General features: G+C 45.2%; 34 protein-coding genes. 1 reads left to right on the top strand and 33 read right to left on the bottom strand.

Annotated features, from left to right (window positions below; translation table 11 throughout):
* Positions 1-79 precede the first annotated feature (79 nt).
* Positions 80-2905: an excinuclease ABC subunit UvrA gene (uvrA, locus tag I8J31_RS17890; RefSeq protein WP_199469949.1), complete on the top strand. Its 2826-nt coding sequence runs from the start codon at positions 80-82 to the stop codon at positions 2903-2905.
* A 141-nt stretch (positions 2906-3046) separates the two neighbouring features.
* On the opposite strand, the gene rplQ is transcribed toward uvrA, so the two are convergent.
* From rplQ to rpoC, 33 genes are all read right to left on the bottom strand, one after another.
* Positions 3047-3424 (bottom strand): 50S ribosomal protein L17, encoded by a 378-nt coding sequence (rplQ, locus tag I8J31_RS17885; protein ID WP_199469948.1) that lies wholly within the window; start codon positions 3422-3424, stop codon positions 3047-3049.
* A gap of 42 nt (positions 3425-3466) precedes the next feature.
* Positions 3467-4471, bottom strand: a complete 1005-nt coding sequence (locus I8J31_RS17880; protein WP_199469947.1) for a DNA-directed RNA polymerase subunit alpha — start codon at positions 4469-4471, stop codon at positions 3467-3469.
* A 33-nt stretch (positions 4472-4504) separates the two neighbouring features.
* Positions 4505-5125 (bottom strand): 30S ribosomal protein S4, encoded by a 621-nt coding sequence (rpsD, locus tag I8J31_RS17875; RefSeq protein WP_199469946.1) that lies wholly within the window; start codon positions 5123-5125, stop codon positions 4505-4507.
* A gap of 16 nt (positions 5126-5141) precedes the next feature.
* On the bottom strand, positions 5142-5534 hold the full coding sequence (gene rpsK / locus I8J31_RS17870) for a 30S ribosomal protein S11 (RefSeq protein WP_012071913.1): 393 nt from the start codon (positions 5532-5534) through the stop codon (positions 5142-5144).
* A 67-nt stretch (positions 5535-5601) separates the two neighbouring features.
* Positions 5602-5958 carry a 30S ribosomal protein S13 gene (gene rpsM / locus I8J31_RS17865; protein WP_199469945.1) on the bottom strand — a complete coding sequence of 119 codons (357 nt, stop codon included), beginning with the start codon at positions 5956-5958 and terminating at the stop codon, positions 5602-5604.
* 120 nt (positions 5959-6078) lie between these two features.
* Positions 6079-6192 (bottom strand): 50S ribosomal protein L36, encoded by a 114-nt coding sequence (gene rpmJ, locus I8J31_RS17860; protein WP_133013000.1) that lies wholly within the window; start codon positions 6190-6192, stop codon positions 6079-6081.
* Between the two features lie 18 nt (positions 6193-6210).
* Complete coding sequence (secY, locus tag I8J31_RS17855; protein ID WP_199469944.1) at positions 6211-7542, bottom strand: preprotein translocase subunit SecY; 1332 nt, start codon at positions 7540-7542, stop codon at positions 6211-6213.
* Positions 7543-7977 (bottom strand): 50S ribosomal protein L15, encoded by a 435-nt coding sequence (rplO, locus tag I8J31_RS17850; protein ID WP_199469943.1) that lies wholly within the window; start codon positions 7975-7977, stop codon positions 7543-7545.
* Position 7978: 1 nt separating this feature from the next.
* Positions 7979-8164, bottom strand: coding sequence for a 50S ribosomal protein L30 (gene rpmD, locus I8J31_RS17845; protein ID WP_012071918.1), 186 nt, complete (start codon positions 8162-8164; stop codon positions 7979-7981).
* Between the two features lie 6 nt (positions 8165-8170).
* The gene (gene rpsE, locus I8J31_RS17840; protein ID WP_199469942.1) at positions 8171-8668 is read right to left on the bottom strand and encodes a 30S ribosomal protein S5; all 498 of its coding nucleotides are present in this window, start codon (positions 8666-8668) and stop codon (positions 8171-8173) included.
* Positions 8669-8678: 10 nt separating this feature from the next.
* Positions 8679-9029 (bottom strand): 50S ribosomal protein L18, encoded by a 351-nt coding sequence (rplR, locus tag I8J31_RS17835; protein WP_199469941.1) that lies wholly within the window; start codon positions 9027-9029, stop codon positions 8679-8681.
* 10 nt (positions 9030-9039) lie between these two features.
* A complete protein-coding gene (gene rplF / locus I8J31_RS17830) occupies positions 9040-9573 on the bottom strand; it encodes a 50S ribosomal protein L6 (protein ID WP_199469940.1) in 534 nt (177 codons plus the stop codon).
* Positions 9574-9581: 8 nt separating this feature from the next.
* Positions 9582-9974, bottom strand: a complete 393-nt coding sequence (gene rpsH, locus I8J31_RS17825) for a 30S ribosomal protein S8 (RefSeq protein ID WP_199469939.1) — start codon at positions 9972-9974, stop codon at positions 9582-9584.
* Positions 9975-10103: 129 nt separating this feature from the next.
* On the bottom strand, positions 10104-10409 hold the full coding sequence (gene rpsN, locus I8J31_RS17820) for a 30S ribosomal protein S14 (RefSeq protein WP_036163133.1): 306 nt from the start codon (positions 10407-10409) through the stop codon (positions 10104-10106).
* Positions 10410-10421: 12 nt separating this feature from the next.
* Positions 10422-10961, bottom strand: a complete 540-nt coding sequence (rplE, locus tag I8J31_RS17815; RefSeq protein WP_199469938.1) for a 50S ribosomal protein L5 — start codon at positions 10959-10961, stop codon at positions 10422-10424.
* Positions 10962-10978: 17 nt separating this feature from the next.
* Positions 10979-11296 carry a 50S ribosomal protein L24 gene (rplX, locus tag I8J31_RS17810; RefSeq protein WP_199469937.1) on the bottom strand — a complete coding sequence of 106 codons (318 nt, stop codon included), beginning with the start codon at positions 11294-11296 and terminating at the stop codon, positions 10979-10981.
* Positions 11297-11312: 16 nt separating this feature from the next.
* The gene (gene rplN, locus I8J31_RS17805; protein ID WP_199469936.1) at positions 11313-11681 is read right to left on the bottom strand and encodes a 50S ribosomal protein L14; all 369 of its coding nucleotides are present in this window, start codon (positions 11679-11681) and stop codon (positions 11313-11315) included.
* A gap of 51 nt (positions 11682-11732) precedes the next feature.
* Positions 11733-11993 carry a 30S ribosomal protein S17 gene (rpsQ, locus tag I8J31_RS17800; RefSeq protein ID WP_199469935.1) on the bottom strand — a complete coding sequence of 87 codons (261 nt, stop codon included), beginning with the start codon at positions 11991-11993 and terminating at the stop codon, positions 11733-11735.
* Between the two features lies 1 nt (position 11994).
* Positions 11995-12186 carry a 50S ribosomal protein L29 gene (gene rpmC / locus I8J31_RS17795; RefSeq protein WP_199469934.1) on the bottom strand — a complete coding sequence of 64 codons (192 nt, stop codon included), beginning with the start codon at positions 12184-12186 and terminating at the stop codon, positions 11995-11997.
* A complete protein-coding gene (rplP, locus tag I8J31_RS17790; protein ID WP_115898958.1) occupies positions 12187-12600 on the bottom strand; it encodes a 50S ribosomal protein L16 in 414 nt (137 codons plus the stop codon).
* 10 nt (positions 12601-12610) lie between these two features.
* Positions 12611-13291 carry a 30S ribosomal protein S3 gene (rpsC, locus tag I8J31_RS17785; RefSeq protein ID WP_199469933.1) on the bottom strand — a complete coding sequence of 227 codons (681 nt, stop codon included), beginning with the start codon at positions 13289-13291 and terminating at the stop codon, positions 12611-12613.
* Positions 13292-13305: 14 nt separating this feature from the next.
* The gene (gene rplV / locus I8J31_RS17780) at positions 13306-13638 is read right to left on the bottom strand and encodes a 50S ribosomal protein L22 (protein WP_199469932.1); all 333 of its coding nucleotides are present in this window, start codon (positions 13636-13638) and stop codon (positions 13306-13308) included.
* Between the two features lie 14 nt (positions 13639-13652).
* Complete coding sequence (gene rpsS, locus I8J31_RS17775) at positions 13653-13928, bottom strand: 30S ribosomal protein S19 (protein ID WP_036163121.1); 276 nt, start codon at positions 13926-13928, stop codon at positions 13653-13655.
* 15 nt (positions 13929-13943) lie between these two features.
* Positions 13944-14768 carry a 50S ribosomal protein L2 gene (gene rplB, locus I8J31_RS17770; protein ID WP_199469931.1) on the bottom strand — a complete coding sequence of 275 codons (825 nt, stop codon included), beginning with the start codon at positions 14766-14768 and terminating at the stop codon, positions 13944-13946.
* Between the two features lie 14 nt (positions 14769-14782).
* On the bottom strand, positions 14783-15079 hold the full coding sequence (gene rplW, locus I8J31_RS17765) for a 50S ribosomal protein L23 (RefSeq protein ID WP_199469930.1): 297 nt from the start codon (positions 15077-15079) through the stop codon (positions 14783-14785).
* Positions 15076-15681 carry a 50S ribosomal protein L4 gene (rplD, locus tag I8J31_RS17760; RefSeq protein WP_199469929.1) on the bottom strand — a complete coding sequence of 202 codons (606 nt, stop codon included), beginning with the start codon at positions 15679-15681 and terminating at the stop codon, positions 15076-15078. Before rplD ends, rplW begins: the two co-directional genes overlap by 4 nt.
* 12 nt (positions 15682-15693) lie before the next feature.
* Positions 15694-16332, bottom strand: coding sequence for a 50S ribosomal protein L3 (rplC, locus tag I8J31_RS17755; protein WP_199469928.1), 639 nt, complete (start codon positions 16330-16332; stop codon positions 15694-15696).
* Positions 16333-16458: 126 nt separating this feature from the next.
* Positions 16459-16770, bottom strand: coding sequence for a 30S ribosomal protein S10 (gene rpsJ / locus I8J31_RS17750; RefSeq protein ID WP_012071937.1), 312 nt, complete (start codon positions 16768-16770; stop codon positions 16459-16461).
* A 208-nt stretch (positions 16771-16978) separates the two neighbouring features.
* The gene (tuf, locus tag I8J31_RS17745) at positions 16979-18202 is read right to left on the bottom strand and encodes an elongation factor Tu (protein ID WP_199469927.1); all 1224 of its coding nucleotides are present in this window, start codon (positions 18200-18202) and stop codon (positions 16979-16981) included.
* Between the two features lie 35 nt (positions 18203-18237).
* Entirely contained in the window at positions 18238-20331 is a 2094-nt protein-coding gene (gene fusA / locus I8J31_RS17740; RefSeq protein WP_199469926.1) for an elongation factor G, read from the bottom strand.
* Positions 20332-20352: 21 nt separating this feature from the next.
* Positions 20353-20826 carry a 30S ribosomal protein S7 gene (rpsG, locus tag I8J31_RS17735; protein ID WP_199469925.1) on the bottom strand — a complete coding sequence of 158 codons (474 nt, stop codon included), beginning with the start codon at positions 20824-20826 and terminating at the stop codon, positions 20353-20355.
* Between the two features lie 99 nt (positions 20827-20925).
* Positions 20926-21297: a 30S ribosomal protein S12 gene (rpsL, locus tag I8J31_RS17730; RefSeq protein WP_013659444.1), complete on the bottom strand. Its 372-nt coding sequence runs from the start codon at positions 21295-21297 to the stop codon at positions 20926-20928.
* Positions 21298-21434: 137 nt separating this feature from the next.
* Complete coding sequence (rpoC, locus tag I8J31_RS17725; RefSeq protein ID WP_199469924.1) at positions 21435-25637, bottom strand: DNA-directed RNA polymerase subunit beta'; 4203 nt, start codon at positions 25635-25637, stop codon at positions 21435-21437.
* Positions 25638-25666: the final 29 nt, after the last annotated feature.

The raw sequence follows: 25666 nt of genomic DNA, 5'->3' as shown, positions 1-25666 counted from the left end.
TTTCAACTACTGTAAAAATAGACAGTTATTTAATTTACTAACAGATTCTCTCTGTTGATCGAATTCACATTGGAGACACATGGATACCATTACCATTCGCGGGGCCCGCACCCACAACCTAAAAAATGTGGACCTAGATATTCCAAGAGACAAGCTTGTGGTGATTACTGGCCTTTCTGGGTCAGGCAAATCCTCCCTCGCCTTCGACACCTTGTATGCAGAAGGACAACGTCGATATGTGGAGTCCCTATCGACTTACGCTCGACAGTTCTTATCCATGATGGAAAAACCAGACATCGACCACATTGAAGGTCTATCACCAGCCATTTCTATTGAACAAAAATCCACCTCTCACAACCCTCGCTCAACCGTAGGAACCATCACAGAAATTTATGATTACTTACGCTTGCTGTTTGCACGAGCAGGTCAACCCCGTTGCCCAGATCATGGTGAGCCATTAGAGGCGCAAACCATATCACAAATGGTTGATAAGATACTCTCCCTGCCCGAGGAAACAAAAATGATGCTGCTGGCACCGATCGTAAAAGATCGCAAAGGCGAGCACTTACACACCATCAGCGATTTGTTATCCAAGGGTTTCATCAGGGCTCGTATTGACGGCATAGTGGTTGATCTAGATGACGCCCCTGCTCTAGAAAAAAACAAAAAACATACTATCGAAGTCGTCATTGACAGATTTAAAGTAAGAGCAGACCTACAGCTACGCTTAGCAGAATCTTTTGAAACCTGCTTAGGCCTGTCCGATGGTATCGCCAAAGTCATCAACATGGATGACGAAAAAGATGTCCATATTTTTTCTAGCAAATTCGCCTGTCCAGTTTGCGGCTACAGCTTAACTGAGCTAGAGCCTAGACTATTCTCCTTTAACAACCCCAATGGAGCCTGCCAAACCTGTGACGGCCTTGGCACCCATCAGATGTTTGACCCAGATAGAATCATTCAAGACGAAACCCTAACCTTAGCGGAAGGAGCAATTCGTGGCTGGGGACGACGTAGCATTTTCTATTACCAACAACTATCTGCGCTGGCAAAACATTATGGCTTTGATATTGACTCAAAATACCAAGACATTCCAGAGGATTTCAAAAAGCGCATTTTACAAGGCTCAGGAAAAGATAAAATAGACTTCGTCTATATTAACGAACGCGGCGATAAGATGATCCGCTCACACGCCTTTGAAGGAGTCATTCCAAACCTGCAGCGTCGTTACCATGAAACAGAGTCTGACAGTGTTCGAGATGATTTATCTCAGTATATTAGCAATCGCTCTTGTCCTGACTGCCATGGTTCGCGGCTAAATCGCTCCGCACGTAATGTTTTCATAGATGAGCAAACATTACCTGAAATTGTGACTTACCCTATTGCTGAATGCTTACAATATTTTGAAGAGCTTATTCTGCCGGGTTCACGCGGTGAGATCGCGTCAAAGATCCTCAAAGAAATTCGTGACCGCCTCACCTTTTTAGTCAATGTCGGCTTGGAATACCTAACACTCGACCGTAAAGCAGATTCGCTTTCCGGTGGCGAAGCTCAGCGCATTCGATTAGCAAGTCAGATCGGCGCTGGTTTGGTTGGTGTTATGTACATACTTGACGAGCCCTCCATTGGCTTACATCAAAGAGATAATGAGCGTCTCATTGCCACACTGACGAGATTGCGAGACTTAGGTAACACAGTCATTGTTGTTGAACATGATGAAGATGCCATACGTGTCGCTGACCATGTCGTTGATATTGGTCCAGGCGCTGGGGTTCATGGTGGTCAAATCATTGCCAGTGGTACACCGCAAGATATTATGGCTTGCACAGAATCCATTACTGGCCAATTCTTAACTGGCAAACGTAAAATCGAAATCCCCGCCATTCGACACCAAGCAAAAGAGAAACAATCCCTTAACTTAATTGGCGCAACAGGGAACAACCTCAATACTGTCGACTTAAAAATCCCCGTCGGTGTCATGACCTGTATAACTGGCGTATCGGGCTCAGGTAAATCGACCTTAATTAACGGCACACTATACCCGCTTGCCGCCACAGCATTAAATGGCGCAACCACATTAAAAGCAGCCCCCCATGAGCGCATTGAAGGTTTAGATTTATTTGATAAATGTGTCGATATAGATCAGAGCCCAATCGGTAGAACACCACGCTCTAACCCTGCCACTTACACTGGCATCTTCACCCCAATGCGGGAGCTCTTCTCGGCAACACAAGAAGCTCGCTCACGGGGCTATAAACCAGGGCGTTTTAGCTTTAACGTAAAAGGTGGACGCTGTGAAGCCTGCCAAGGTGATGGCGTTATCAAGGTTGAGATGCATTTCTTACCAGATGTCTATGTACCATGTGATATCTGCAAGGGCAAACGCTATAACCGTGAGACATTGGAGATTCATTACAAAGGCAAAAACATCCATCAATGCTTAGATATGACTATTGAAGATGCCCGTGAATTCTTTGACCCCGTCCCCTCTATTGCTCGAAAATTGCAAACCTTAATGGATGTAGGGCTGGGCTATATCCGCCTTGGACAAGCCGCAACAACACTTTCTGGCGGTGAAGCCCAACGGGTCAAGCTAGCCAAAGAATTATCTAAACGAGACACAGGCACAACACTTTATATTTTAGACGAACCAACTACCGGACTACATTTCGCCGATATCGAACAGTTGTTGAAAGTACTACATAGACTGAGAGACCATGGCAATACAGTCGTTGTTATTGAACATAACCTAGATGTAATCAAAACGGCAGATTGGATTGTTGATTTAGGCCCTGAAGGCGGTAGCGGCGGGGGCTATATCATTGCAGAAGGAACACCAGAAGAAATTGCCAAGTCTAAAAAGTCTCACACTGGACGTTTTTTAAAAGAGGTGCTCAATCAATAGAGAAAAACCTCTACCAAAGAAAACAATACAAATAGCCCAGAAGTAATTCGCGGGCTATTTTTTTGTGTCTGCTTTTTAGACAAAATTCAGGCACAAAAAAAGCCGAGCTAAGAAGCTCGGCTTTTTTGTTACAAACTGATATTACTCAGCCGCTTCCGTAACTGGTCTGTCGACCAATTCAACGTAAGCCATAGGTGCATTATCACCAGTACGGAAGCCACATTTAAGAATGCGAACATAACCGCCTGGACGAGTTTGGTAACGAGGACCAAGCTCAGAAAACAATTTACCTACTGCATCTTTGCTACGAGTACGAGCAAATGCAAGGCGACGATTCGCAACGGAATCAATTTTCGCCAGTGTGATCAAAGGCTCAGCAACACGACGTAATTCTTTTGCTTTTGGCAACGTAGTCTTAATAACTTCGTGCTCAAACAAAGAAGCAGCCATATTTTTAAACATCGCTTTACGATGTGAGCTAGTACGGTTTAAGTGACGTCCACTCTTACGATGACGCATTTTATATTCCTTACCAAACTACGGTGGTCAGGGAACAATGACCTAGCGAGCTAGAACTTTGCTATCGTCTTTCAAACTAGCCGGTGGCCAATTTTCTAGACGCATTCCCAAAGACAAACCACGCTGTGCTAAAACATCTTTGATTTCAGTTAACGACTTTTTACCCAGGTTAGGCGTCTTAAGAAGCTCAACCTCAGTGCGTTGAATCAAATCACCGATGTAATAAATGTTCTCTGCTTTTAAACAGTTAGCACTGCGAACGGTTAATTCAAGATCATCAACCGGGCGTAGCAAAATTGGATCAATCTCATCTTCTTCTTCTTCAACAGGTGTTTCACTTTCGCTTTCAAGGGCGACAAAAACAGCAATCTGTTGTTGAAGAATAGTCGCAGCACGACGAATAGCTTCTTCAGGATCGATCGTACCATTAGACTCGATGTCTAAGACTAACTTATCCAGATCAGTACGTTGCTCTACTCGAGCATTATCGACACTGTAAGCCACTCGGCGCACAGGGCTGAATGAGGCATCCAGTTGCAAGCGACCAATAGGACGAGTCTCATCGTCACCAGCAACACGAGCGTCAGCAGGCTCATAGCCTCGACCACGTGCTACTTTGATCTGCATATTTAATTCTGCAGTATCATCTAAGTGAGCAATAACATGATCTGGGTTAGCGATCTCTGCATCAGCAACTAACTGAATATCACCAGCCGTTACGATACCAGGACCCTTCTTACTTAAAGTAAGAGTTGCTTCATCTTGCCCGTGTAGAGCGATCGCAACTCCTTTCAGGTTAAGAAGAATCTCAATTACATCTTCTTTAACCCCTTCGATTGCACTGTATTCATGTAATACACCGTCAATTTCGACTTCAACAATCGCACAACCAGGCATTGAAGACAAAAGAATACGGCGTAACGCGTTACCTAAAGTATGACCAAAACCACGTTCTAGTGGTTGTAGCGTCACTTTAGCACGCGTATTACCCAGTTCTTGTACTTCAATGTTGCGTGGGGTTAACAATTCGCTCACTGAACGCTGCATAGATCCACCTATTTCTTAATCCCAATCACCAACTTACTTAGAGTAAAGTTCGACGATTAGGTTCTCATTAATTTCAGCTGATAAATCGGCACGTTCTGGGGCAGCTTTATAAGTTGCTTCCAGTTTAGTTGAATCAACTTCGATCCAATGGATCGGTGCACGACCTTTAGATAGCTCTAGTGCGTTTTGTACACGCAATTGCTTCTTGGCTTTTTCACGAATCGACACTACATCACCAGCTTTAACTTGGTAAGAGGCAATGTTAACTGTTGCGCCGTTCACTAGAATGCCTTTATGGCCAACTAGTTGACGAGCTTCGGCACGTGTAGAGCCAAAACCTGCACGGTATACAACGTTATCTAAACGTGATTCCAAAAGTTGCAAAAGGTTTTCACCAGTTGCGCCTTTTAGACGAGCGGCAGATTTGTAGTAATTACTAAATTGTTTCTCAAGAACGCCGTACATACGACGAACTTTTTGCTTCTCACGTAATTGTAAGCCGTAATCAGAAAGACGACCGCGACGTGCACCGTGCACACCAGGAACCGTATCTGCTTTACATTTTGACTCAAGAGCGCGAGAACCGCTCTTCAATTGCAAGTCGGTACCTTCACGACGAGACAACTTACAAGTTGGACCTATATAACGAGCCATGTATCTGTCTCCTCAGTTAAACGCGACGTTTCTTAGGTGGACGGCAACCGTTGTGCGGGATTGGCGTCACATCTGTGATGTTATTGATACGCAAGCCCAATGCATTCAATGCACGAACTGCGGACTCACGACCAGGACCTGGGCCCTTAATCATTACGTCAACGTTTTTAAGGCCGAATTCTTGTGCGACAGTACCGGCACGTTCCGCGGCTACCTGAGCTGCGAAAGGTGTACTTTTACGAGATCCGCGAAAACCAGAACCACCGGCAGTAGCCCAAGACAAAGCGTTGCCTTGGCGATCGGTGATAGTCACAATAGTGTTGTTAAATGATGCGTGTACATGAGCAACACCATCGACAACCGTCTTTTTGACTTTTTTCTTGGTATTGCGCGTAGCTGGCTTAGCCATATTGCACTTTCCTATTTAATGCTCAGCTTTAACTAACTTATGTAGTTAAAGCGAAAACGCGTTTAAATTACTTACGAATAGGCTTACGAGGGCCTTTTCGTGTACGGGCGTTCGTTTTGGTACGTTGACCACGAACTGGTAGACTGCGGCGATGACGAATACCACGATTACAGCCTAGGTCCATCAAACGTTTGATAGACATACTGACTTCACGGCGTAAATCACCCTCTACAGTATACTTAGCAACTTCGCCACGAAGTTCATCTAGCGTATCATCGCTTAGAGAACCAATCTTGGCAGTCTCTGCAACACCTGACGCGGCGCAAATTGCGCGTGAACTAGTGCGACCAATTCCGAAGATGTAAGTCAGAGAAATGACCGCATGTTTATTGTCAGGAATATTGACACCGGCTATACGAGCCATTCAATTTACTCCGTTGTTATGGATGATTAATCATCACTTTGCTTTCACGAGGGCGGCTGATTATGCCTATCTTTAGACTATAAATCAACCACCCTTACCTATCATTGAGCGAGCTCGTTCTTAACCTTGACGCTGTTTGTGACGAGGCTCAGAACAAATCACTCGAACTGCACCGTTACGACGAACGATCTTGCAGTTACGACAGATTTTCTTTACAGATGCACGTACTTTCATGTTCAACTCCAACCCATGCTATGGCATTAGGCTATTTGGACCATAACCAGTCAAATTAGATTTCTTCATTAATGACTCGTATTGCTGACTCATCAGATGACTTTGCACTTGCGACATAAAGTCCATGACAACCACCACTACGATCAACATAGAAGTACCGCCAAAGTAGAATGGAACATTCCACGCAACAACAAAAAACTGAGGCATCAGAGACACTAGAGTGATGTATAAGGCACCAAACAATGTCAAACGGGTCATTACACCATCAATATATCGAGCTGTATGATCGCCTGGACGAATACCCGGTAGGAACGCACCGGATTTTTTCAAGTTATCTGCCACATCTTTAGGATTAAACACCAGCGCTGTATAAAAGAAGCAAAAGAAAACAATTGCTATCGCAAACAACAGCACATAGAGCGGTTGTCCAGGAGCTAGTGCCAAAGAGATGTTTTGCAACCATTCCATTCCTTCACCTTGACCGAACCATTGTCCAATCGAAGCAGGAAACAAAAGGATACTTGAAGCAAAGATAGGTGGGATAACACCCGCCATGTTCACTTTAAGTGGCAAATGACTCTTTTGTGCGGCAAACACTTTTTTGCCTTGCTGACGTTTAGCATAATTAACCGTAATGCGACGTTGACCACGTTCGATGAAAACAACGAAAGCGATTGTCGCAATGGCCATGATACCAATCAGCAACAAAGCAAGAATATTAATATCGCCTTGACGAGCCGACTCAAATGAACGACCTAAAGCAGAAGGAAGACCTGCAACGATACCGGCAAAAATCAGAATGGAAATACCATTACCAATGCCTTTTTCCGTTACCTGCTCACCTAACCACATCAAGAACACAGTACCAGCAACCAGAGTCACTACAGCAACGCCGTAAAACTCTAAACCACTGTTAAAGGAAATACCTTGACTGGCCAAGCCAACCGCCATACTGGCAGACTGAACAAGTGCAAGAAGCACCGTGCCGTAACGAGTGTATTGAGTAATCTTACGACGACCCGCTTCACCCTCTTTCTTTAACTGCTCTAGCTGCGGACTCACAACCGTCAATAACTGCATAATAATAGAGGCAGAAATATAGGGCAGAATACCGAGCGCAAAAATACTCATACGCTCGAGCGCGCCCCCTGAGAATACGTTAAATAAACTCAGAATTGTGCCTTCATTTTGATCAAACAATGCAGACAATCTATCAGGATTAATCCCTGGAACAGGAATGTGTGCACCAATGCGGTATATAATAATTGCTAGAAAAACGAAACGAATGCGAGCCCAAAGCTCGCTTAATCCATTTTGCATTCCAGCAGGTAGTGAGCCACGCTTTGCCATCTATTCCTCGACTTTTCCGCCAGCTGCTTCAATAGCGACACGAGCACCTTTAGTCACTTTAAGACCACGAATAGTAATCGCTTTGTCGATAGAACCTGACAAAATTACACGCGCTGTCTTAATTTGATGACCAAGAATGTCGGCGCCTTTAAGAGCAGCCAAATCTACAACTTCAGCATTTACAGCAGCAAGTTCGTTTAAGCGAACCTCAGCAACATATTTTGCCTGACGTGAAGTAAAACCAAATTTTGGCAGACGTTTCTGCAAAGGCATTTGACCACCTTCAAAACCAGGTTTTACTGAGCCACCAGAACGAGACTTAAGACCTTTATGACCACGTCCGCCGGTTTTGCCCAAGCCGCTACCAATACCGCGACCAACACGTTTAGCAGCATGCTTGCTGCCTGCAGCAGGTTTAATAGTATTCAAGAACATTTTATTCCCCTACCACTTTAACCATGTAATAAACTTTATTAACCATACCACGTACAGAAGGAGTATCTTCCAACTCACGTGTTTGGCCAACTTTGCGCAAACCCAAGCCTTTAACGGTTTCACGGTGTTTTGGAAGACGACCGATCGGGCTACGGGTTAGTTGAACTGTGATGGTATTATTCGCCATGACACATTACCCCAAAATTTGATCGACTGACTTACCGCGTTTTGCCGCGATTTGCTCAGGCGCTTTCATATCCTGCAAACCTTTAATCGTAGCGCGAACTACGTTTACTGGGTTTGTAGATCCATAACATTTTGCCAATACATTGTGAACGCCAGCGATTTCTAGAACCGCACGCATTGCACCACCGGCGATAACACCAGTACCTTGAGAGGCAGGCTGCATGTAAACTTTAGAAGCCCCATGAGACGCTTTAACAGGATACTGAAGAGTGTCACCATTAAGTTTCACAGAAACCATGTTGCGGCGAGCCTGTTCCATAGCTTTTTGAATTGCTTGAGGAACTTCACGCGCTTTACCGCGACCAAAGCCAACTTTACCATTACCATCACCCACAACTGTCAAAGCAGTGAAAGAGAAGATACGACCACCCTTTACAACTTTAGCAACGCGGTTTACTTGAACTAGCTTCTCTTGGAGGTCGCTAGTTTGTTGATCATTTGCCATTTGCTACCCCTTAAAACTCTAAACCGGCTTCACGAGCAGCGTCAGCAAGAACTTGAACGCGACCGTGGTATTTAAAGCCAGAACGGTCAAAAGCGACCGCAGTGACACCTGCTTCTTTAGCGCGTGTAGCAATCAAAGTACCGACTTCTTTAGCCGCTGCTTTATTGCCCGTCGCTGTAGCACGTAGAGCTTCTTCCAGTGTAGAAGCGCTCGCTAGCACTTTACTACCACATGGAGAAATCACTTGAGCATACATATGGCGCGGTGTGCGATGTACAGTAAGACGATTCGCACCTAGGTCACGAATATGCAAACGCGCACGGCGTGCACGACGAATTCGAGATTGTTTCTTAGTGTTCATGAATGCTTACCTACTTCTTCTTAGCTTCTTTACGACGAACAATTTCGTCAGCATAGCGAACACCCTTGCCTTTATATGGCTCAGGCGGACGGAAACCGCGAACTTCTGCAGCGACCTGACCAACGGCTTGCTTATCAATACCCTTGATCACGATTTCTGTTTGAGAAGTACATTCAGCTGTTATGCCTTCAGGTAATTCGTAATCTACTGGGTGAGAAAAACCCAGAGATAGGTTAAGTACTTTGCCTTTAAGCGCAGCACGGTAACCAACACCTTGAAGAATCAATTTTTTCTCAAAACCTTGGCTTACACCAACAACCATGTTGTTAACCAAAGCACGAGTAGTACCAGCTAAGGCACGGCTTTGTTTTGCACCATCGCGGGCAGCGAAGGTAATAACATTTTCTTCTTTAGTCACTTGAACGCTTGTGTGAGCGTTAAACTCCAAAGAACCTTTGCCGCCTTTAACAACGACAGATTGGCCTTTCAGAGTAACATCTACACCACTAGGAAGCGTCACGGGACTATTAGCAACTCGAGACATACTAACTCCTAGAAAACAGTGCAGATTACTTCGCCACCGATACCAGCAGCACGAGCTGCACGGTCTGTCATAACACCTTTAGAGGTAGAAATGATTGCAACACCAAGGCCTGCTTCTACTTTAGGTAGATCAGAAGTGCCTTTGTATTGACGCAAGCTTGGGCGAGATGCGCGTTTAATTTGTTCGATAACCGGCTTACCTTCGTAGTATTTCAACTCGATAGTTAGGGTCGGTTTAACGGCTTCATCTACAGAAAAGTCACCTACGTAACCCTCTTCGCGTAGAACAGAAGCAACTGATGCCTTCATTTTTGATGAAGGCATGCTCACAGAAGTCTTTGCAGCCATCTGTGCATTACGGATACGTGTAAACATATCCGCAAGGGTATCTTGCATACTCATTTAAGAGCTCCTAATTGAAAAAACTATTGTGCAGCAAATAGAGCTCGCGCATAGTACACAGCAGCGAGCGGAATGTCCAGCTTTTGAACACCCCCTCACTGCAATGTATTATGATCGCGCTCTACTTACTTACCAACTAGCTTTCTTCAAGCCTGGTACGTCACCGCGCATAGCTGCTTCACGTAGTTTGATTCTTGACAAACCAAACTTACGATAAACACCATGTGGACGGCCCGTTATTTGACAACGGTTACGCTGGCGAGAAGAAGATGAATCGCGTGGAAGCGCTTGTAACTTAAGCGATGCTTCCCACTTTTCATCGTCCGATGCATTAACGTCGCTAATGATCGCTTTTAGAGCAGCACGCTTTTCAGCATACTTAGCTACTAATTTGGTGCGTTTTGCTTCGCGCTGAATCATTGATATCTTTGCCATGATTCCTACCTCTTATTTCTTGAAAGGGAAACTAAAGGCGGCTAGCAAAGCACGACCTTCTTCGTCGGTACGAGCAGTCGTTGTAATGGTGATGTCCATACCACGTACACGGTCCACTTTATCGTAGTCGATTTCAGGGAAGATGATCTGCTCTTTAACACCCATGCTGTAGTTACCACGACCATCGAAAGACTTTGGATTAAGTCCACGGAAGTCACGGATACGTGGAATAGCAACATCAACCAAACGGTCGAAGAAATCCCACATACGCTCACCACGTAGAGTTACTTTACAACCGATCGGGTAACCGTCACGGATCTTAAAGCCTGCTACTGATTTACGCGCCTTAGTTACTACAACTTTCTGGCCGCTAAGTGCTTGAAGATCATTTACCGCATGCTCAAGAAGTTTCTTGTCTGCGATAGCTTCACCAACACCCATATTTAATGTGATTTTAGTGATTTTCGGCACTTCCATCACGTTTCCGTAGCTAAACTCTTCAGTTAACTTTGCTACTACTTGATCTTTATAAACTTGCTTAAGTCTCGCCATGGCTATAATTCTCGCTCTTAGGCGTCGATCGCTTCACTGTTTGATTTAAAAATACGTACTTTCGTACCATCTTCATTCAATTTAAAGCCGACGCGATCCGCTTTACCAGTAGCACTATTAAAAATGGCTACATTAGAAACCTGAATAGGTGCTTCTTGTTCAACGATGCCGCCAGTTGTGCCCTTCATAGGGTTTGGCTTTTCGTGTTTCTTAACAGTATTAATGCCAGAAACAAGAACACGACTCTCGTCTACTACCTTAACAACCTTACCGCGTTTGCCTTTATCTTTACCTGCAATCACAATAATTTCGTCGTTACGTTTGATCTTACGCATAATGTCCCCTTCCCTCTTACAGCACTTCAGGTGCAAGAGAAACAATTTTCATGAATTGCTCAGTTCGCAACTCACGTGTTACAGGGCCAAAGATACGAGTACCAAGTGGCTGTCCCGCAGCATTCAATAAAACCGCAGAATTTACATCAAAGCGGATAATTGAACCATCTGGACGACGAACACCTTTCTTAGTTCTAACGACAACTGCGTTAAGAACCTGCCCTTTTTTTACACGACCACGAGGGATCGCTTCTTTCACTGTGACTTTAATAACGTCACCGATAGCAGCATAACGACGATGTGAGCCACCCAGTACTTTAATACACTGAACACGCTTTGCGCCGCTGTTATCTGCAACATCAAGCATCGATTCTGTTTGAATCATTTCTGCTCTCCAATCAAATTAGATAACAAGTCTCACGAAGGAAGAAGCAGCTTATACAGCTGCAACTTTCTCGACAACTTGAACCAGATTCCAAGTCTTAGACTTAGAGTAAGGGCGTGTTTCTACGACCTTAACGGTATCACCGATCTGACATTCGTTGTTTTCATCATGAGCGTGTAATTTTGTTGAACGACGTACGTACTTACCGTATAGAGGGTGTTTTTCTGTACGCTCAACAAGTACTGTGATGGTTTTATCCATCTTGTCGCTAACTACCTTACCAGTAGCTATACGCGCTTTTGTTTCTGCCATCTTAGTTACCTGCCTTATCATTTAGCACGGTTTTAACGCGTGCGATATTGCGGCGAACTTGCGAGAGCAAATGAGATTGCGCTAACTGACCAGTGGCCTTCTGCATACGCAAAGTAAATTGCTCACGTAGCAACTCAACCAAGGACGCTTGTAGCTCTGCTACAGACTTTTCTTGCAGTTCTTTTGCTTTCATCTACATCACCGTACGCGTTACGAAAGTTGTGGACAGAGGAAGCTTAGCAGCAGCTAGTGCGAACGCTTCGCGTGCTAGTTGCTCTGATACGCCCTCAACTTCATAAAGCATTTTGCCAGGTTGAATCTGTGCAACCCAGTATTCTACGTTACCCTTACCTTTACCCTGACGAACCTCAAGAGGTTTCTGAGTAATCGGCTTATCAGGGAATACACGAATCCAAATTTTACCACCACGTTTGATGTGACGAGTCATTGCACGACGCGCCGCTTCAATTTGACGAGCAGTAATACGACCACGTTCAGTGGACTTCAATCCGAATTCACCAAAGCTAACCTGATTTCCGCGCAATGCAAGACCGCGGTTGCGACCTTTCTGCATTTTACGGAATTTAGTACGTTTCGGTTGTAACATGACTTACCCCCTACTTAGACTTCTTCTTTTGTGCGCCTTTATCAGCACGCACTTGTTCAATACCGCCCAAGATTTCGCCTTTGAAGATCCACACTTTTACGCCAATGATGCCGTAAGTTGTGTTCGCTTCATAAGGAGCGTAGTCGATGTCAGCACGTAGCGTATGTAGAGGCACTCGGCCTTCACGGTACCACTCAGCACGGGCAATTTCTGCACCGCCTAGACGACCACTTACCTGAACCTTGATACCTTTCGCACCAGCACGCATAGCGTTTTGTACTGCACGCTTCATTGCACGGCGAAACATAACACGACGCTCTAATTGGCTAGCGATGTTTTGCGCAACCAATTTCGCATCCAATTCAGGCTTACGAATTTCTTCGATGTTGATGTGGACAGGTACGCCCATCATTTCAGAAACTGCATTACGTAGTTTCTCAACATCTTCACCTTTCTTACCAATTACAATGCCTGGACGGGCAGTATAAATAGTAATACGAGCTGTTTGAGCAGGACGTTGAATCTCAATGCGAGACACAGAAGCCTGGACCAATTTTTTCTCCAAGTACTCACGAACCTGAAGATCATTTAACAATAGCGTAGAGTAGTTTTGATTGTTCGCATACCAAGTAGAAGTATGATCTTTAACTATCCCTAGGCGTATACCAGTTGGATGAACCTTCTGACCCATTGGGTTTCTCCTAATTAGTCAGCGACTTTGACTGTAATATGACAACCGCGTTTTAAAATACGGTCAGCACGGCCTTTGGCACGTGGCATAATACGTTTCAGAGTCATAGCCTCATCAACGTAAGCCGTAGATACACGCAAGTCATCAACATCAGCACCTTCGTTATGCTCAGCATTCGCTACAGCAGACTCAAGCACTTTTTTGACAATTACTGCCGCCTTCTTAGGACTGAACGTTAAAATGTTCAGTGCTTCGCTAACAGATTTGCCGCGGATTTGATCTATAACCAAACGGGCCTTCTGCGCTGAGAGGCGAGCACCCTTTAATGAAGCGCTTACTTCACTCATGTTAATACCCCTTATTACCGTTTGGCTTTCTTGTCCGCAGCATGACCACGATATGTACGGGTCGGAGCGAACTCACCCAATTTATGACCGACCATATCTTCAGTTACAAGAACTGGAACATGCTGGCGACCATTATGGACAGCGATAGTCAACCCTACAAAATCAGGGAAGATAGTAGAACGGCGCGACCAAGTCTTAATTGGACGACGATCTTTTTTCTCTACCGCAGCCTCTACCTTTTTCAACAAATGAAGGTCGATAAAAGGACCTTTTTTTAGTGAACGTGGCACAGTCGTTTCCTCTTATTACTTAGTACGGCGACGTACAATAAGTTTATCAGTACGCTTGTTGCTGCGTGTTTTGTACCCTTTAGTAGGCACACCCCAAGGTGTAACTGGATGACGACCACCCTTGCTACGACCTTCACCACCACCATGTGGGTGATCAACTGGGTTCATTGCCGCACCGCGAACGGTAGGACGAACACCACGCCAACGCGTAGCACCAGCTTTACCAAGAACTCGTAAGCTATGCTCAGAGTTTGATACCTCACCTAAAGTAGCGCGACATTCAGTCAGTACTTTACGCATTTCACCTGAACGTAGGCGAAGGGTAACGTAGCGACCTTCACGAGCAACCAGCTGAGCAGAAGCACCAGCAGAACGTGCAACTTGCGCACCTTTACCTGGCTTAAGCTCGATACAGTGAACCGTACTACCAACCGGAATATTTTGCAGAGGCAAAGTATTACCCGCTTTGATAGGCGCATCTGCACCACTAAAAACAACATTGCCAGCTACCATACCTTTGGAAGCGATAATGTAACGACGCTCACCATCAGCGTATCTAATCAACGCAATATTTGCAGAACGGTTTGGATCATACTCCAAACGCTCAACTACCGCTGAAATTCCGTCTTTGTTACGACGAAAATCAATCAAACGATAATGCTGCTTATGACCACCACCTACGTGACGCGTAGTGATGCGTCCGTTGTTGTTACGTCCACCCGACCTGCTCTGTTTTTCAAGCAAAGGTGCGTAAGGTGCACCTTTATGCAAGTCGTTGTTAACAACTTTAACAACGTGACGACGGCCTGCAGACGTTGGCTTACTTTTTACAACAGCCATTGACCTATCTCCCCTTATTCAGCGACCATGAAATCAATTTCTTGACCTTCGGCCAAACGTACATACGCTTTCTTCACGTCTTTACGCTTACCTAGACCACGAACTGTACGCTTTGTTTTACCTTTTTGGTTCAACGTGTGCACAGACTCAACTTTGACTTCAAAAAGCGCTTCGATAGCTTGTTTGATTTCAGGTTTCGTTGCGTCACCAGTTACACGAAAAACATACTGACCATTGCCTTCGGCGACGATTGTTGCTTTTTCGGAAATGTGTGGACCCAACAGAACTTTATAAATGCGTTCACCGATCATGCTAGTGCCTCCTCAACTTGTTTCAGAGCACCAACAGTCACCAACACTTTGTCGTAAGCAATCAAGCTAACAGGGTCGATAGACGCTGCATCACGCACATCTACGTTCGGGATGTTGCGAGCCGCTAAAAATAGATTGTCATCCAATTCATGGGAAACAATCAAAGCGTTCTCAACATTCAATTCTGCCATTTTTGCTATGAAGAGCTTAGTTTTTGGAGCCTCTAATTTCAGCTCTTCAACTACAACAAGACGGTCTTGACGTACAAGTTCAGACCAGATGGTGCGCATTGCTGCACGATACATCTTCTTGTTCACTTTCTGAGAGTGATCCTGTGGTTTCGCCGCGAAAGTTACACCACCAGAGCGCCATATAGGGCTACGAATAGTACCAGCACGAGCACGACCAGAACCTTTCTGTTTCCAAGGTTTACGGCCACCACCAGCTACTTCAGAGCGAGTTTTTTGAGCGCGTGATCCTTGACGAGCACCAGCCAAGTAAGATGTAACTACTTGGTGAACTAATGCTTCGTTGTATTCACGAGCAAAGGCTACTTCGGAAACTTCAACAGTCCCTTCAGTGCCTGTAAGATTCAAGTTCATTGTCTACCCCTCTTAGCGAGCTTTAACAGCTGATTGAAGAATAACATCACCGTTTACTGCACCAGGAACCGCACCTTTCACTAAGATAAGGTTACGTTCTGTGTCTACACGAACCACCTCTAGTGATTGAGTAGTTACTTGAGCAGCACCCATGTGACCAGCCATCTTTTTGCCTTTCCAAACACGACCTGGTGTTTGACATTGGCCGATGGAGCCAGGAGCACGGTGAGACAATGAGTTACCATGTGTTGCGTCTTGCATACTAAAATTATGACGCTTGATGGCACCTTGGAACCCTTTACCCTTTGATTGACCAGTTACATCAACCACTTGGATAGATTCGAAATCAGCAACAGTCAGCTCATCACCAACATTGATTTCTTTTTCGTCACCTGCCAGGCGGAACTCCCACAAACCACGACCTGCTTCAACGTTAGCTTTTGCGTAATGACCTGCTGCAGCTTTGTTGACGCGGCTCGAACGGCGAGAACCAACAGTAACCTGAACAGCTTGATAGCCATCCGTTTCTGCTGTTTTCACCTGAGTAACGCGGTTCGGTTCTACCTCGATAACGGTTACTGGCACGGATACACCTTCTTCATTGAAGATACGTGTCATTCCGGCTTTGCGTCCGACTAATTGAATAGTCATTTTTTACCTCACTTGCCAGTTGTGTACGGGGCTATCACCCGCTACGGCTGATCATTCCAGACCATTCCACTATTGTGCATAAGCCGACTGATACCAGTCGGTTCTCGCACCCCAAACTTTGAGCTATTAACCCAAAGAGATTTGTACTTCCACGCCTGCCGCAAGATCTAGCTTCATTAGGGCATCAACTGTTTTTTCAGTTGGCTCAACGATGTCTAGAACACGTTTGTGTGTACGGATTTCATACTGATCACGCGCATCTTTATTTACGTGTGGAGAAATCAATACTGTATAACGCTCTTTGCGAGTAGGAAGCGGAATCGGTCCACGTACTTGCGCACCTGTGCGTTTCGCTGTGTCCACAATTTCTTGTGTTGAAGCGTCAATCAGACGATGATCGAACGCTTTCAGACGAATACGGATTTTTTGGCTTTGCATTTCCAACTCCAAATACAATGTTTATATGGCTTAACTGTACATTTATTAAACCACAATCCTTTTTTAAGGACGGCGAATATTAGCCATTCGAAAACTGGTTGTCAAGTAACCAATTTTCGAAAGAAACAAAATAACCAACAAACAAAAAAGGCCACCCTTAAAAGAGTGGCCTTTTTCTAAACCTTAAACAGTACGATATAAATATCGGTTACTTAATGATTTTCGCTACAACACCCGCACCAACTGTACGGCCACCTTCACGGATGGCAAAACGTAGACCATCGTCCATTGCAATCGGGTGAATCAGCTCAACAGTCATTTGAATGTTATCGCCAGGCATAACCATTTCAACACCATCAGGAAGCTCACAAGCACCCGTTACATCCGTAGTACGGAAGTAGAACTGTGGGCGGTAACCTTTAAAGAATGGTGTATGACGACCACCTTCATCTTTACCCAATACATATACTTCCGCTTCGAAAGTAGTATGAGGAGTGATAGAACCAGGCTTAGCCAATACTTGACCACGCTGAACATCTTCACGTTTAGTACCACGTAGCAAGATACCACAGTTCTCACCAGCACGACCTTCGTCTAGAAGCTTACGGAACATCTCAACACCAGTACAAGTTGTCTTAGTAGTATCAACGATACCAACAATCTCAACTTCTTCACCGATTTTAATAATACCGCGCTCAACACGACCAGTTACAACCGTACCACGACCTTGGATAGAGAATACGTCCTCGATAGGCATGATGAATGCACCGTCGATTGCACGCTCTGGCTCAGGAATGTAAGCATCTAGAGTTTCAACTAGTTTAGTAACAGCAGTTGTACCCATTTCGTTATCGTCTTCGCCGTTCAATGCCATCAAAGCAGAACCTGGAATGATAGGAGTATCATCACCTGGGAAGTCATATTCAGAAAGAAGGTCACGTAGTTCCATTTCAACCAACTCTAGCATTTCAGCGTATTCTTCAGAATCCGCACCGCCACAATCTTCAGCAAGAAGGTCTGCTTTGTTTAGGAAAACAACGATGTAAGGTACACCTACTTGACGAGAAAGAAGGATGTGCTCACGTGTTTGTGGCATAGGACCATCAGTCGCACCACATACAAGGATAGCGCCGTCCATTTGAGCAGCACCAGTGATCATGTTTTTAACATAATCGGCGTGTCCTGGGCAGTCTACGTGTGCATAGTGACGATCAGGTGAATCATACTCAACGTGAGAAGTTGCGATTGTGATACCACGTTCGCGCTCTTCTGGAGCATTATCGATACCGTCAAAAGCAACAGCCTCACCACCGTAAACTTCTGCACATACACGAGTTAGCGCAGCTGTTAGGGTTGTTTTACCATGGTCAACGTGACCGATTGTGCCAACGTTAACATGTGGTTTATTACGTTCAAATTTACTCTTTGCCATGATACAAACACCTTAAGAATTAGTAAGTATGATGATTAATCTTCATTTTTGATGATCGCGTCTGCCACACTAGCCGGTGCTTCAGCGTATTTCTCAAACTCCATTGCATAACTCGCACGCCCTTGCGACAAGCTACGCACATCAGTTGCATACCCGAACATCGCCCCAAGAGGCACTTCCGCACGAATAATTTTCCCTGACGGGGAATCGTCCATCCCCTGAACAACACCACGACGACGATTCAGGTCACCCATCACATCGCCCATGTACTCTTCAGGAGTTACAACTTCCACTTTCATTATCGGCTCAAGGACACAAGGATCAGCATCTAATGCACCCTTCCTTAATCCTTGAGAAGCAGCAATTTTAAAGGCCATTTCGTTAGAGTCAACATCATGGTACGAACCATCGAACAATACAGCCTTGATACCCAACAAAGGATACCCACCAACCACACCGTTCTTCATTTGCTCCGAAATACCCTTCTCTATCGCAGGGATGTATTCCTTAGGAATAGCACCACCAACAATCTCGTTAACGAACTCAAGCCCTTCTTTATCAGTCGGAATTAACTTCATTACGACGTGACCGTACTGACCACGACCACCAGATTGACGCGCAAATTTGTGATTAACCACCACTTCTTTGCGAATTTTCTCCCGGTAGGCAACCTGAGGCTTACCAATGTTTGCCTCCACTTTAAACTCACGACGCATACGGTCAATAAGAATATCAAGGTGCAATTCACCCATACCGGAAATAATTGTTTGACCTGTCTCTTCATGCGTTTCAACACGAAAAGAAGGGTCTTCCTGCGCTAATTTACCTAGCGCAACACCCATTTTTTCTTGATCCGCTTGAGACTTAGGCTCAACCGCAACAGAAATAACAGGCTCAGGAAATTCCATACGCTCAAGTACAACCACATCCTTCATGTCACAAAGCGTGTCACCTGTCGTAACAAATTTCATACCGACTGTCGCGGCAATGTCACCAGCAAGAACTTCTTTGATTTCTTCACGGTTATTGGCATGCATTTGAACCATCCGACCAACACGCTCACGCTTCTGCTTAACAGAGTTGTAAACCGCATCGCCCGAGTTAAGCACTCCCGAGTACACCCGAATAAATGTCAAGGTACCCACAAATGGATCAGTTGCAATCTTAAACGCCAATGCAGAGAACGGAGCCTCATCATCAGCGACACGAGTCACAACGGTTTCACCATCTTCGAGCGTGCCTTCAATCGCTTTCACTTCAAGCGGCGAAGGCATATATTCAATAACAGCATCTAGAACAGCCTGCACACCTTTATTTTTAAAGGCCGAGCCACAGGTCACCAAAACAACTTCATTGGCTAATGTACGTACTCGCAGACCACTCTTAATCTCGTCAATGGACAACTCTACCCCTTCGAGGTACTTATCCATTAATTCATCACTCGCTTCAGCCGCCGCTTCGACCATCTGCTCACGCCACTCACTCGCTTCGTCAAGAAGGTCAGCAGGTATTTCTTCCAATCTGAAAGTCATGCCCTGATCTTCTTCACTCCACATAATGGCTTTCATCAATACCAGATCAATCACACCTTGGAAATCTTCCTCAGCGCCAATATTGATCTGAATTGGTATAGCGTTTGCATTTAGTCGATCCTTCAACTGCTCAACGACAGAGAAAAAATTAGCCCCTGTACGATCCATCTTATTGACGAACACCATACGAGGAACAGCATATTTATTCGCCTGACGCCAAACAGTCTCAGTTTGCGGCTGAACACCCGAGGAACCACAAAGCACAACAACAGCACCATCCAAAACACGTAATGAACGCTCTACTTCAATAGTAAAGTCTACATGCCCTGGCGTATCTATTATATTGATACGATGCTGGTCAAACTGTTTACTCATACCACTCCAAAAGCAGGTTGTTGCTGCTGATGTTATGGTAATTCCGCGCTCTTGCTCCTGTTCCATCCAATCCATGGTAGCTGCACCATCGTGCACCTCACCAATTTTATGAGATAAACCAGTATAAAAGAGGACACGCTCAGTTGTCGTCGTTTTACCTGCATCAACATGCGCACAAATACCGATATTTCGGTAGCGGTTGATCGGTGTTTTACGTGCCACTGCGTTTGCTTCTCCGGACGATTAGAAACGGTAATGCGAGAATGCTTTGTTCGCTTCTGCCATGCGATGAACGTCTTCACGTTTCTTAACAGCAGAACCTTTATTTTCAGCAGCATCTAGAATTTCACCTGCTAGACGTAATGCCATGGATTTTTCACCACGCTTACGAGAAGCTTCAACCAACCAACGCATAGATAACGCTGCGCGACGGGCTGGACGCACTTCTACAGGGACTTGATAAGTCGCACCACCCACACGGCGAGATTTAACCTCAACCATTGGCTGGATAGATTCTAGGGCTTTTTCGAAGATAGCCATAGGCTCTTCAGTTTTAGCGCGCTCTGAAACAGTGTCTAGTGCATTGTAAACAATGCTTTCTGCTACAGACTTCTTGCCACTAACCATTACGTGGTTGATGAACTTAGCAAGAATTTGGCTTCCGTGTTTAGGATCCGGAAGTATCTCACGCTTTGCGACGACGCGTCTTCTAGGCATGTCTATATCCTCTTCAGGTTCGTCCGAGACAATAAAATTACTGCTCGGCCTTACTGTATTAAAAAATTATGTCTAAACGATGAACCAAGTAGTGTTAACTTACTTAGGACGCTTAGTACCGTACTTAGAACGGCCTTGCTTACGATTTTGCACGCCTGAAGTATCCAAGCTACCACGAACGGTGTGATAACGAACACCAGGTAGATCTTTTACACGACCGCCACGAATCAGCACGACGCTGTGTTCTTGTAGGTTGTGACCTTCACCACCGATGTAGGAAGTTACTTCAAAGCCGTTAGTCAAGCGAACACGACATACTTTACGCAAAGCCGAGTTAGGCTTTTTAGGGGTAGTAGTATATACGCGAGTGCAGACACCGCGGCGTTGCGGACAAGCCTGTAACGCAGGAACGTCACTCTTTGCCACTTTACGTTTACGTGGTTTACGAACCAACTGGTTAACGGTTGCCATTAAACAAGCTCCACAGATCCAATTCTTATGGCGGAAATCGCCAAAATTTAGGAGGCGCAAGTGTAATTTGCGCCTATAAAACAGTCAATAGGGAGGCGACTAAAAAATCACCTCCCTTGCGATTTAGCAGTAAATAACTAGTCTTTCAGTGCTGCGCTTAGTGCTTCCTCTACATCAGAGGCACTAATTGTTGCACTTCCTTCCTTCGCTGCTAATGCAAGCTCTTTCTTACGCTTGCGTTCATTGTGGTAAGCCAAGCCTGTACCAGCTGGTATCAAACGACCTACTACAACGTTTTCTTTCAAGCCACGTAAGTGATCTTTCTTACCAGTTACCGCACCTTCCGTTAAGACTCGAGTTGTCTCTTGGAAAGAGGCAGCTGATATAAAGGACTCAGTAGCCAAAGAAGCTTTAGTGATACCTAAAAGTACACGCTCGTACTTCGCAGGGAACTTACCTTCTGCTTCTGCTTTTTCATTCGCATCCAGCAATTTAGTAAATTCAACCTGATCACCTTGGATAAGATCAGTATCACCCGACTCCCCAACATCTACTTTACGCAACATCTGGTTAACGATAACTTCAATGTGCTTATCGTTAATTACCACGCCTTGTAAACGGTAAACCTCTTGCACTTCGTTGGTAATGTAGTCAGCCAAAGCCTCTACACCTTGAAGACGCAAGATATCATGAGGACTCAAAGGACCATCGGCGATAACTTCACCTTTCGCCACTTCTTCACCATCAAAGATGTTGATTTGACGCCATTTAGGAATCAAGGTTTCGATTGGATCACTGCCATCTTGTGGCGTGATAACCAAACGTATCTTACCTTTTGTTTCTTTACCGAAGCTCACAACACCCGTTGCTTCTGCCATAACAGCAGGATCTTTCGGACGGCGAGCTTCAAATAGGTCTGCCACACGAGGCAAACCACCGGTAATATCTTTGTTACCAATGGATTCTTGAGGGATACGAGCAAGAACCTCACCTGACTTCACGGTAGCCCCATGATCCAAGCTTAATAATGCTTTCTCAGGCAACATATATTGCACAGGAGAATCAGTACCCGGAATCAACACCGGATTACCATCCGTATCAACAACAGCAATCATTGGACGTAAATCTTTACCTGCCGCTGGGCGATCACGCACCTCTAAGACTTCAATCGTTGTCAAACCAGTCATTTCGTCAGATTGGCGACGAATCGTCACGTTCTCTTCCATACCACTGAATTCAAGACGACCTTCCATCTCAGAAACGATTGGGTGTGTATGTGGATCCCAATTTGCTACGACTTGACCCGCCGTCACTTGATCACCTTCACGTACACTCAATACCGCACCATAAGGAAGCTTATAACGCTCTTTCTCACGACCCGCTTCATCAGCAATCGCCAACTCAGAAGAACGAGACGCAACCACCAAATGACCAGTGTGACGCTCGATACTTTTCATTTTATGGAAACGAACCGTACCCGCACTCTTAACCTGAACACTGTCTACCGCAGATGCTCGAGATGCCGCACCACCGATGTGGAAAGTACGCATGGTCAACTGAGTACCAGGCTCACCAATGGATTGCGCTGCCACAACACCAATGGCTTCACCGATATTCACCTGATGGCCACGTGCTAGATCACGACCGTAACACTTAGCACATACACCATGACGGGTATCACAAGTAATTACAGAGCGGATAATCATTTCATCCACGCCTGCCGCTTCGATCGTACGAACATTATGCTCATCAATCAAAGTACCGGCACTAAGAACCTCATTACCTTTTGAATCAATAACGTCTTGAGCAACAACACGACCCAATACACGATGACCAAGAGGAACAACAACGTCACCACCTTCAATCATGGCCGCAACGGAAATACCGTTAGAAGAACCACAATCAATCTCAGTAATTACCAAATCTTGTGCCACATCAACTAGACGACGTGTTAGGTAACCAGAGTTGGCTGTTTTCAAAGCGGTATCGGCAAGACCCTTACGAGCACCGTGAGTGGAGGTAAAGTACTGAAGTACCGATAGACCTTCACGGAAGTTCGCAGTGATCGGTGTTTCGATGATGGAACCATCCGGTTTCGCCATCAAACCACGCATACCACCCAACTGACGCATCTGAGCAACACTACCACGGGCACCGGAGTCAGCCATCATATAAACCGAGTTGAAAGATTGTTGATCAACCGTTTCACCCGCCTTATTGACAGTGGTTTCTTTTGCCAAATTTTTCATCATGGCTTCAGTAACGGTTTCGTTAGTACGAGACCATAAATCGATTACCTTATTGTACTTTTCGCCTTGCGTCACAAGACCATCTGCATATTGGTATTCGATTTCTTTTACTTCCGCTTCAGCTTTGGCAATAATGTCAGCTTTCTCTGGCGGAATAACGAAATCATCCACACCAACAGAACAACCTGATGAAGTTGCATAAGCAAAACCTGTGTACATCAACTGGTCAGCAAAAATACAGCTCTCTTTCAAGCCAACTTTACGGTAACACTCGTTGATCAGGTTGGAGATCGCCTTTTTCTTCATGCTCTGATTAACAACAGAGAAGGGAAGGCCATCAGGAACAATATCAAACAACAGAGCACGACCAACAGTCGTGTCAGCAATAAAGGTAGAAGGCACTTTCTCGCCCTCTAAAGTCGTATCAACTTGGTTAATACGAACCTTCACTTTAGCGTGTAACTCTACTTGCTTCGCACCATACGCACGATGTACTTCTTTGATGTCAGAAAATGCCATGCCTTCACCCTTGGCATTGATTTTCTCACGAGTCATATAGTACAGACCCAATACAACGTCCTGCGAAGGAACGATAATTGGTTCGCCGTTTGCTGGTGACAAGATGTTATTGGTAGACATCATCAAAGCACGGGCTTCTAGCTGAGCTTCAATCGTCAACGGAACGTGAACCGCCATTTGGTCGCCGTCAAAGTCAGCGTTATAAGCCGCACACACAAGTGGGTGCAACTGAATCGCTTTCCCTTCAATCAACATAGGCTCAAACGCTTGGATACCCAAACGGTGAAGTGTTGGCGCACGGTTCAACATTACTGGATGTTCGCGGATCACCTCATCAAGGATATCCCACACTTCAGGTGTTTCGCGCTCAACCATTTTCTTCGCTGCTTTGATCGTCGTCGCCATGCCACGAAGCTCAAGCTTAGAGAAAATGAATGGCTTAAATAACTCAAGTGCCATTTTCTTAGGTAGACCACACTGATGCAGGCGCAGTGATGGACCTACGGTAATAACCGAACGACCAGAGTAGTCTACACGCTTACCTAACAAGTTCTGACGGAAACGACCTTGCTTACCTTTGATCATATCAGCCAAAGATTTTAGAGGACGCTTGTTAGAACCAGTAATCGCACGACCACGACGACCATTATCAAGCAAGGCATCAACAGATTCTTGCAACATACGTTTTTCGTTACGTACGATGATATCTGGAGCCGATAGCTCAAGTAGGCGTTTTAGGCGGTTATTACGGTTAATCACTCGACGGTAAAGGTCGTTCAAATCAGACGTCGCAAAACGACCACCTTCAAGCGGCACCAATGGACGAAGATCTGGCGGAAGAACAGGCAATACTTCTAACACCATCCACTCTGGGTTGTTACCAGAATGGAAGAAAGCTTCAACCAGCTTAAGGCGCTTAGAAAGCTTCTTAATACGCGTTTCAGAGTTTGTGCTGTTTAGCTCTTCACGCATGCTGTTAATTTCTTCAGGCATGTCTAGATCACGCAACAACATCTGAACCGCTTCCGCACCCATGCGGGCATCGAATTCGTCACCGAACTCTTCTAGCGCTTCAAAATATTGCTCGTCATTTAGCAGTTGCCCTTTGTCAAGCGTCGTCATACCTGGATCAATCACGATGAAAGATTCAAAGTAAAGCACGCGCTCAATATCACGCAACGTCATATCAAGGATAAGACCTATGCGGGATGGAAGAGATTTCAAGAACCAAATATGAGCAACAGGCGATGCAAGCTCAATATGTCCCATGCGCTCACGACGCACTTTAGACAGAGCTACTTCAACGCCACATTTTTCACAAATAACACCGCGGTGTTTCAAACGCTTGTATTTACCACACAAGCACTCATAGTCCTTGATAGGACCAAAGATTTTGGCACAAAACAATCCGTCACGTTCTGGTTTGAACGTACGATAGTTGATGGTTTCCGGCTTCTTAACTTCACCGAAAGACCATGAACGAATCATATCTGGTGACGCCAAGCCAATGCGGATCGCATCAAACTCGTCAGAATGTCCTTGTGATTTCAGAAGACCCAATAAGTCTTTCATGTATTATTCGCCCCACTCATAAGGCCGGG

This window comes from Marinomonas transparens (assembly GCF_016463975.1).
Classification (GTDB): domain Bacteria; phylum Pseudomonadota; class Gammaproteobacteria; order Pseudomonadales; family Marinomonadaceae; genus Marinomonas; species Marinomonas transparens.
This window is presented reverse-complemented; position numbering and strand designations above follow the sequence as displayed.